Source organism: Streptomyces phyllanthi (assembly GCF_009377205.1).
GTDB lineage: Bacteria > Actinomycetota > Actinomycetes > Streptomycetales > Streptomycetaceae > Streptomyces > Streptomyces phyllanthi.
The window spans coordinates 1-8029 of the sequence record NZ_VJZE01000424.1; the positions used below are offsets into that span (position 1 = coordinate 1).

Genomic DNA, 8029 nt, shown 5'->3' on the forward strand with positions numbered 1-8029 from the left:
TAAGAGACAGCCCACACCGCGTGCCCGGTCGCGATCTCCACGGTCTGCGGCTCGGGGTCCCTCGGCGGTACGACCAGTTCGCCGCCGAGTCGCAGCAGAGCGGCGCACAACCGGTCCCACCGCGCGGCATAGCCGGGGTCCTTCGCCTCCTGCGCCGCCACACGGTCCGCGTAGACCGACTCCAGCCGCAGCTTCTCCTCGGCTTCCACTTCCACTCCGCTCAGCGCCGGCCGCCACAAGAACCAGCACACAGTACTGGTCCCCGGCGGGAGGCGCCCGTCAGTCGGCCGGAGGCCAGGCGTCGCCCCAGTCGGCGTCGCGGGCGGCCCTGTAGAGGGGCCCATGACGTTTGGTCACCGTGGCCCGGCGCAGGGAGGGGTCGGTCTCGCAGAGGTCGAGGAGCACCTGCCCCTTGCGGATCTGGGGCCTGCGTACGACCCGGGAGGGCGCCGGGGCGGGCGGGAAGCGGGTGGCGGCGACGTAGCTGAACTTCTCGTCCTCGTACGGCAGTGAGCCGCCCTTGACCTGGCGGTGCAGGGAGGAGCGGCTGACCCGGGCGGAGAAGTGGCACCAGTCCTCGCCGGGGACGATCGGGCACGCCGCGCTGTGCGGGCAGGGCGCGGCGACATGGAGACCGGCGCCGATCAGACGGTCACGGGCCTCGATGACACGGGCGTAGCCGTCCGGGGTGCCCGGTTCGACGACCACGACGGCCTGGGCGGCGGCCACGGCCACGTCGAGGACGGCGGCACGGTCGGCGGCGGTGAGCTCACCGAGGACGTAGGAGATGGTGACGAGGTCGGCGCCGTCGACGTCGAGCGCCCTTCCGATCCGGGCGCGTCGCCACTCCGCGGCCTTCAACTCCGGCTGGGCGGCGGCGATCTCCCGGCCGAGCGCGAGCGCCGGTTCGGCCCAGTCCAGTACGGTCACCGGCCGCTCCCCCGCCCAGGTGGCGCTGACGGCCCAGGTCGCCGCCCCGGTGCCGCCGCCGATGTCGAGGTGGCTGCCCGGGGTCCACCCGGGTACGGCGTCCGCGAAGGCCCCGAGTGCCGAGCACACCGCCTCGAAGGTCGCGGGCATCCGGTAGGCGGCGTACGCGACCACGTCCGAACGGTCCCGCAGTACGGGCGCCTCCGTCGGCGTACGCCCCCGGTAGTTCGCGATCAACCGCTCGACCGCCTGCGCGGCCGCCTTCGGGGGCAGCCCGTCAAGCAGCCGGGCCAGGGCGGCCCGTAGGGCGTCAGCGGGGAGGGCAGGGGCGTTCACGCGGCGATTCTACGAGGGCGGCGGCGACCGGGATTCACCCGAAGCCGGCCGGAGGCCGGGTCACGACGGCGGAGGCCCGGCGGCGGCGACCGGAAGCCCGGCGGCGACCGGTGGCCGTTCGGACGCATGTGCTCTCTCCATAGGTCGGACCTGTGGTGGTGGTGCGGTGGGGTGCCGGATCGGCAGGGGCACGATGGTCTCCCTGCCGATCCGGCGTACGGGACCGGAGCCCTGACGGGAGGCCCTCTGAGGCCGTCTCCGCCGGTCCGTGACTGTCCGGAGCTCGGTCCGGTATTTCGTACGAGGTTCGAAGTTTCGGTCGGGGACCGAAAATACGGCCATGCCCGCCCCGCGTCAATACCTCGCCCGGACAGGCCGCCACGTTCCGTCGCGTTACCCAAACGTGATGGCCGGCTTCATGCGAAACCCCTTGACCGGTACGAATTGTGAGCGCTCACAATGACCTCCGCGTTCCCCGTCGGATCCGCCCGCCGGATCCACCGACCGAACGCACCGGATCCACCTGATCCACCGGGCCCAGCCCGTCCCCGTCCTGCCGCCGGACAGTCACCAAGGAGGTGCGGCCATGGCACAACCACCGCTGCGGCCGCCGACCATGGCGGATGTCGCCCAGCTGGCAGGCGTGTCGCACCAGACCGTGTCCCGTGTGCTGGGGGACCACCCCAACGTCCGGAACGAGACCCGTGCCAAGGTGATGCACGCGATCGAGGAACTCGGCTACCGCCGCAACTCCTCGGCGCGGGCCCTCGCCAACGGACGCACCCGCACCCTCGGCGTGGTGGCCTCCGACACCACCCTGTACGGCCCGGCGAGCACCCTGTTCGCGCTGGAGGAGGCGGCCCGGGCCGAGGGCTACCTGGTCTCCACGGTCAGCCTGCGCAGGATGACCCGCGAGAAGCTGGCCGAGGCGCTGGACCATCTCGGCGACGGCGGGGTGGAGGGGGTCGTCGTCATCGCCCCGCACCGTTCGGCGGTGGCCGCGCTGGCCGAGCTCCGGTGCCCCTTCCCGATCGTGACGGTGGGCAGCGGCCGGGTCCCGGAGACTCCCAGCGTCCAGGTCGACCAGCAGCTCGGCGCACGCCTGGCCACCAGGCACCTCCTGGCCGCCGGCCACCGCGACATCTGGCACCTCGGGGGCCCCGAGGACTGGCTGGAGGCCGAGGACCGGGCCATCGCGTGGCGGTCCACCCTCCAGGCGGCGGGGATCGAACCTCCCCCGCTGCTGAACGGTGACTGGAGCCCGTTGTCCGGCTACCGTGCGGGCAGGGAACTGCTCCGCCAGGCGGGCCGCGGACTCAGCGCGGTCTTCGTGGCCAACGACCAGATGGCGCTGGGGCTGTTGCGGGCGCTGCGCGAGGCGGGCGTACGAACTCCCCACGACGTCGCGGTGGTCGGGTTCGACGGCATCCCGGAGTCGGAGTTCTTCGCCCCTCCGCTGACGACGGTCCGCCAGGACTTCGTCACGGTGGGCAAGCGGAGCATCGCCCTCCTCCTGGAACGCATCGAGGAGCGGGCCGAGGGCCGGGACCCGGCCGACATGCCCCCGGTGGTCATCGAGCCCGAGCTCATCGTCCGCAACAGCACCGACGTCAGCGCCACGACCACACCCCCGGTCCCTCCCTGATCCACCCTTCGACCGACCAGCCCCGCTCAGGCACCGCACCAGGCGCGACCGCCAGGCACCACCCCGAGCACCGCTCAAGGCACCACCCCGAGCACCGCTCAAGGCGTCACCCCCCGCATCCCACCGTCCTCTGCAAGGCACCGCCCCCACTTGTTCACGATCTCGAACATTGGCCGGTCCACAGAACGACATCGCTCCACTTCGTTCCCCACGGAACGTACGCAAAGCAACCGAGTCCAGCTCCGGGCCGGCTCTTCAAAGGAGAAGAAACATGCTGAACAGAAGGAACTTCCTCACGGCGGCGGTCGGTGTCGCGGCTGCGGGTGGACTCGCGGCCTGCGCCAAGGAGGACAGCAGCTCGTCCAGCTCCTCCTCCGGCGGTGGCGGCAGCAAGACCATCACCCTCGGCTTCTCCCAGGTCGGCTCGGAGAGCGGCTGGCGCAGCGCCAACACCGACTCGGTGAAGTCGGCCGCCAAGGAGGCGGGCTACAAGCTCCAGTTCTCCGACGCGCAGCAGAAGCAGGAGAACCAGATCTCCGCGATCCGCAGCTACATCCAGCAGAAGGTGGACGTCATCGCCTTCTCGCCGGTGGTCGTCACCGGCTGGGACGCCATCCTCAAGGAGGCCAAGGCCGCGAAGATCCCGGTCGTCCTGACCGACCGCTCCGTCGAGAGCGACGAGTCCCTGTTCGTCACCCTGGTCGGCTCCGACTTCACGGACGAGGGCCGGCGTGCCGCCAAGATCCTGGAGAAGGTCCTGGACAAGGCCGGCCACAAGGGCAAGGTGAAGATCGCCCAGCTGGAGGGCACCACCGGTGCCGCCCCCGCGATCGAGCGCGCCAAGGGCTTCAAGGAGGTCATGGACGCGGAGCACAAGGACGACTGGGAGATCGTCGTCAGCCAGACCGGTGACTTCACCCGCGCCGGCGGCAAGCAGGTCATGGCGGCCTTCCTGCAGTCCAACCCGGACATCAACGTCCTGTACGCCCACAACGACGACATGGGCCTCGGCGCCATCCAGGCCATCGAGGCAGCCGGCAAGAAGCCCGGCAAGGACATCCTGATCGTCACGGTCGACGGCGTGAAGGACGGCTTCATAGCGATGTCCGAAGGCAAGATCAACGCGATCGTCGAGTGCAACCCGCTGCTCGGCCCCCAGCTGATGGAGGTCGTGAAGAAGGTCCACGAGGGCGAGACGGTCGAGCGCTGGATCAAGACCGAGGAGAGCGACTTCATGCAGGACCAGGCCAAGGACGCGCTCCCCACCCGCAAGTACTGACCCACCGCACCCACCTGGCAGGGAGCCTCCGGCCGACCGAGAACCCGTCGGTCCGGGAGGCTCCCTGCGGGCCTGAACGCATTTCAAGAGGAGCGCTGCCATGGCAGAGCCGCAGCCCGTCCTGGAGATGACGGGCATAGTCAAAGAGTTTCCGGGGGTACGGGCTCTGTCGGGCGTCGACTTCCGGCTCTTCCCCGGCGAGATCCACGCCCTGATGGGCGAGAACGGCGCCGGGAAGTCCACCCTCATCAAGGTGCTGACGGGCGTCTACTCCCTGGACGGCGGCACCATCACCCTCGACGGGAAGTCCGTGCGGTTCGGCAGCCCGCTGCAGGCGCAGCACGCCGGCATCAGCACGGTCTACCAGGAGGTCAACCTCTGCCCCAACCTGTCGGTGGCGGAGAACATATTCATCGGACGTGAACCCACGCGCGCGGGCCGCATCCAGTGGAAGCAGATGCGCAAGGAGGCCGCGGAGCTGGTGGACCGGCTCGGTCTCGACATCGACGTGACCGCGCCCCTGTCCTCGTACCCGCTGGCCGTGCAGCAGCTGGTCGCGATCGTACGGTCCGTGGGCACCGGCGACAGCGACGGCGAGGGCTCCGGCACCAAGGTGCTGGTCCTGGACGAGCCCACGTCCAGCCTGGACCGCGACGAGGTCCTCGAGCTGTTCCGCCTGATGCGGCGGCTGAGGGACGAGGGCGTCGCGATCCTCTTCGTGTCGCACTTCCTGGACCAGATCTACGAGATCTGCGACCGGATGACCGTCCTGCGCAACGGCACGCTGGTCGGCGAGCACATGGTCCGCGACCTCGACCAGGTCGGGCTGATCGAGCTGATGATCGGCAAGGCCCTGGACCAGCTGGAGGAGCTCCACGAGCACCAGCTGCGCTCCGACGTCGGGGAGACGCTGGTCAAGGCCGAGGGCCTGGGCCGGACCGGCGGGATCGCCCCCTTCGACCTGGAGATCAACAAGGGCGAGGTCATCGGCCTCGCCGGTCTGCTCGGATCGGGCCGTACGGAACTGGCGCGGCTGCTGTTCGGCGCCGACCAGCCGGACAGCGGCACGGTGACCGTCGGCGGCAAGCAGGTCTCGATGAGCGCCCCGAACGACGCCATCGGCGCCGGGATCGCGTTCTGCTCGGAGAACCGCAAGACCGAGGGCCTGGTCCCCGATCTGACGGTGCGGGAGAACATCATCCTCGCCCTCCAGGCGGCCCGCGGCTGGACCCGGCCCATCCCGGCCTCCCAGCGCGACGAACTCGTCGCCAAGTACATCAAGGCGCTGGACATCCGCCCCGCCAACCCGGAGGCCCGGGTCGGCCAGCTCAGCGGCGGCAACCAGCAGAAGGTGCTCCTCGCCCGCTGGCTGATCACCCAGCCGCAGCTGCTGATCCTGGACGAGCCGACGCGCGGTATCGACATCGGCGCCAAGGCGGAGATCCAGAAACTGGTGGTCTCCCTCTCCGAGGACGGCATGTCCGTGCTGTACATCGCGGCCGAGCTGGAGGAGGTCCTCCGCCTCAGCCACACCATCGGGGTGCTGCGCGACCGCAAGCTGGTGGCACAGCTCACCAACGGGCCGGAGATCACCACCAGCAAGATCCTGGAGACCATCGCGAGCGGAGAACACCAGTGACCACCACCTCCCGCTGGCGAGCACTGACGCACCACCACCTGTTCTGGCCGGTCGCGGTCCTGATCGCCCTGCTGCTCGTCAACGTCCCCTTCACCCCCGACTTCTTCTCGATCCGGATGACGGACGGCCACCTCTACGGCAGCCTCGTCTCGATCGTGCTGTTCGGCTCGCCGCTGATCCTGGTGGCGGTCGGAATGACCCTGGTCATCGCCACCGGGGGCATCGACCTCTCCGTCGGTGCCGTGGTCGCCATCACGGGCGCCCTGACCTGTTCGTACATCAGCGACCAGGCCGACCAGAACGCCCTGTCCGGGGTGTTCCTCGCCCTGGGCATCGGACTGGTGGCCGCGGTGCTCTGCGGCCTGTGGAACGGCTTCCTGGTCGCCCGGATGGGCATCCAGCCCATCATCGCGACCCTCATCATCATGGTCGCGGGCCGCGGTGTCGCCCAGCTGATCACCGACGGCCAGATCATCACGATCAACAGCGAGCCGTACAAGCTGATCGGCGGCGGCTACTGGCTGACGCTGCCCTTCTCGATCTTCGTGGTGGCCGCGGTCGTGGCCGTCACGGTGGCGCTGACCCGCCGTACGGCGCTGGGTCTGCTCGTCGAGTCGGTCGGCGGCAACGCGGAGGCCAGCCGGCTGGTCGGCATCAGGTCCGTGCGCATCAAGATCATGGTGTACATGTTCTGCGCCCTGTGCGCGGGCATCGCGGGTCTGATGATCAGCTCCAACACCTCGGCCGCGGACGGCAACAACGCCGGTCTGTGGATCGAACTGGACGCGATCCTCGCGGTGGTCATCGGCGGTACCTCGCTGCTCGGCGGCCGGTTCTCGATCGGCGGCACGGTGATCGGTGCCCTCGTCATCCAGACCCTGACCACCACGATCTACACCATCGGCGTGCCGACCCAGACCAACCTGGTCTTCAAGGCCGTCGTCGTCATCGTCGTCTGCCTGCTGCAGTCCCCGAAGTTCCGGGCCAAGGTCTTCGGCGCGAAGGGACGCGCAGGGACCTCCGCCCCGGCTCCGGCCGCTCCCGCGGCCGACGCCGCCCCGAAGATGGAGGTGTCGCGATGAGCGCGACCACCAAGACCCGTACGGCGGCGGACAGCCGTACGACGTCCCAGGCCGCGCGCCTGCTCGGCGACCGGCGGCTGCCCGTGCTGGTCACGGCCGCGCTGTTCCTCGCGATGTACATCGCCGGCCTGAGCCGGTACCAGAACTACGGTTTCGGCGAACCGCAGGTCTTCCTGAACCTGTTCATCGACAACGGCTACCTGCTGGTCGCCGCCGTCGGGGCCACCTTCGTCATCATGTCCGGTGGTATCGACCTGTCCGTGGGCTCGCTGATCGGCTTCACCACCATGTTCACGGCGTGGCTGGTGGAACGTCAGGGCCTGCCACTGGTCCTGGTGATCCCCCTCGCCCTCGGGGTGGGCGCGTTCGGCGGCTTCCTGATGGGCTATGTGATCCACAACTTCGAGATCCAGCCGTTCATCGTGACACTCGCCGGGCTCTTCCTCTTCCGGGGACTGTGCCTGGTGATCAGCAAGGAGTCGATCTCCATCGGTGACGCCTCGGTGAGCAGCCTCGCCCAGACGCAGGTGTCGCTGGGGGTGGGGTTCCTGTCGATCGGTGCGATCGTGGCGCTGGTGGTGCTGGGCGTCGCGTTCTACGTGCTGCACTACACGCGGTTCGGGCGGCGGGTGTACGCCATCGGTGGCAACGAGCAGTCGGCGCTGCTGATGGGGTTGCCGCTGGGCGGTACGAAGATCGCCGTGTACACGGTGAGCGGCTTCTGCTCGGCGCTGGCCGGTCTGCTGTTCATGCTGTACATCCAGTCCGGTGACCCGCTGCACGCGGTGGGTATGGAGCTGGACGCGATCGCCGCGGTGGTGATCGGCGGGACGCTGCTGACGGGTGGCTCCGGGTATGTGCTGGGCACGCTGTTCGGTGTGCTGGTCCTCGGGCTGATCAAGAGCATCATCCAGTTCGAGGGGACGCTGAGCTCCTGGTGGACGAAGATCGCGACGGGTGTGCTGTTGTGTGCGTTCATCCTGATCCAGCGCACGATGACGTCCCGTCAGAAGACCTGAGTCCGGGGGCGCGCCCGGGCGTGCCTCGGCTCGCGGGGAGCGTTCTTCGCCCCCGCCGCCCCTACCCATTCCCGTCACCTGGGGGCTGCGCCCCCAGAC

At 69.4% G+C, this 8029-nt stretch carries 7 protein-coding genes; 5 read left to right on the forward strand and 2 right to left on the reverse strand.

Annotation, left to right across the window (positions count from 1 at the left end; genetic code table 11):
• Window positions 1–215 (reverse strand): hypothetical protein (locus FNH04_RS36625; protein ID WP_152790154.1); only part of this gene is annotated, 215 nt, incomplete at its 3' end.
• Window positions 216–279: 64 nt separating this feature from the next.
• Window positions 280–1266, reverse strand: coding sequence for a small ribosomal subunit Rsm22 family protein (locus tag FNH04_RS36630; protein WP_322724882.1), 987 nt, complete (start codon window positions 1264–1266; stop codon window positions 280–282).
• Between the two features lie 586 nt (window positions 1267–1852).
• On the opposite strand from FNH04_RS36630, the gene FNH04_RS36635 reads away from it, so the two are divergent.
• From FNH04_RS36635 to yjfF, 5 genes are all read left to right on the forward strand, one after another.
• Entirely contained in the window at window positions 1853–2911 is a 1059-nt protein-coding gene (locus tag FNH04_RS36635; RefSeq protein ID WP_152790155.1) for a LacI family DNA-binding transcriptional regulator, read from the forward strand.
• A gap of 271 nt (window positions 2912–3182) precedes the next feature.
• The gene (locus FNH04_RS36640) at window positions 3183–4190 is read left to right on the forward strand and encodes an ABC transporter substrate-binding protein (protein WP_152790156.1); all 1008 of its coding nucleotides are present in this window, start codon (window positions 3183–3185) and stop codon (window positions 4188–4190) included.
• A 100-nt stretch (window positions 4191–4290) separates the two neighbouring features.
• Window positions 4291–5829 carry a sugar ABC transporter ATP-binding protein gene (locus FNH04_RS36645; RefSeq protein WP_152790157.1) on the forward strand — a complete coding sequence of 513 codons (1539 nt, stop codon included), beginning with the start codon at window positions 4291–4293 and terminating at the stop codon, window positions 5827–5829.
• Entirely contained in the window at window positions 5826–6911 is a 1086-nt protein-coding gene (locus tag FNH04_RS36650; RefSeq protein ID WP_322724884.1) for an ABC transporter permease, read from the forward strand. Before FNH04_RS36645 ends, FNH04_RS36650 begins: the two co-directional genes overlap by 4 nt.
• Window positions 6908–7930, forward strand: coding sequence for a galactofuranose ABC transporter, permease protein YjfF (gene yjfF / locus FNH04_RS36655; RefSeq protein WP_152790158.1), 1023 nt, complete (start codon window positions 6908–6910; stop codon window positions 7928–7930). The genes FNH04_RS36650 and yjfF overlap by 4 nt, the downstream gene beginning before the upstream one ends.
• Window positions 7931–8029 lie beyond the last annotated feature (99 nt).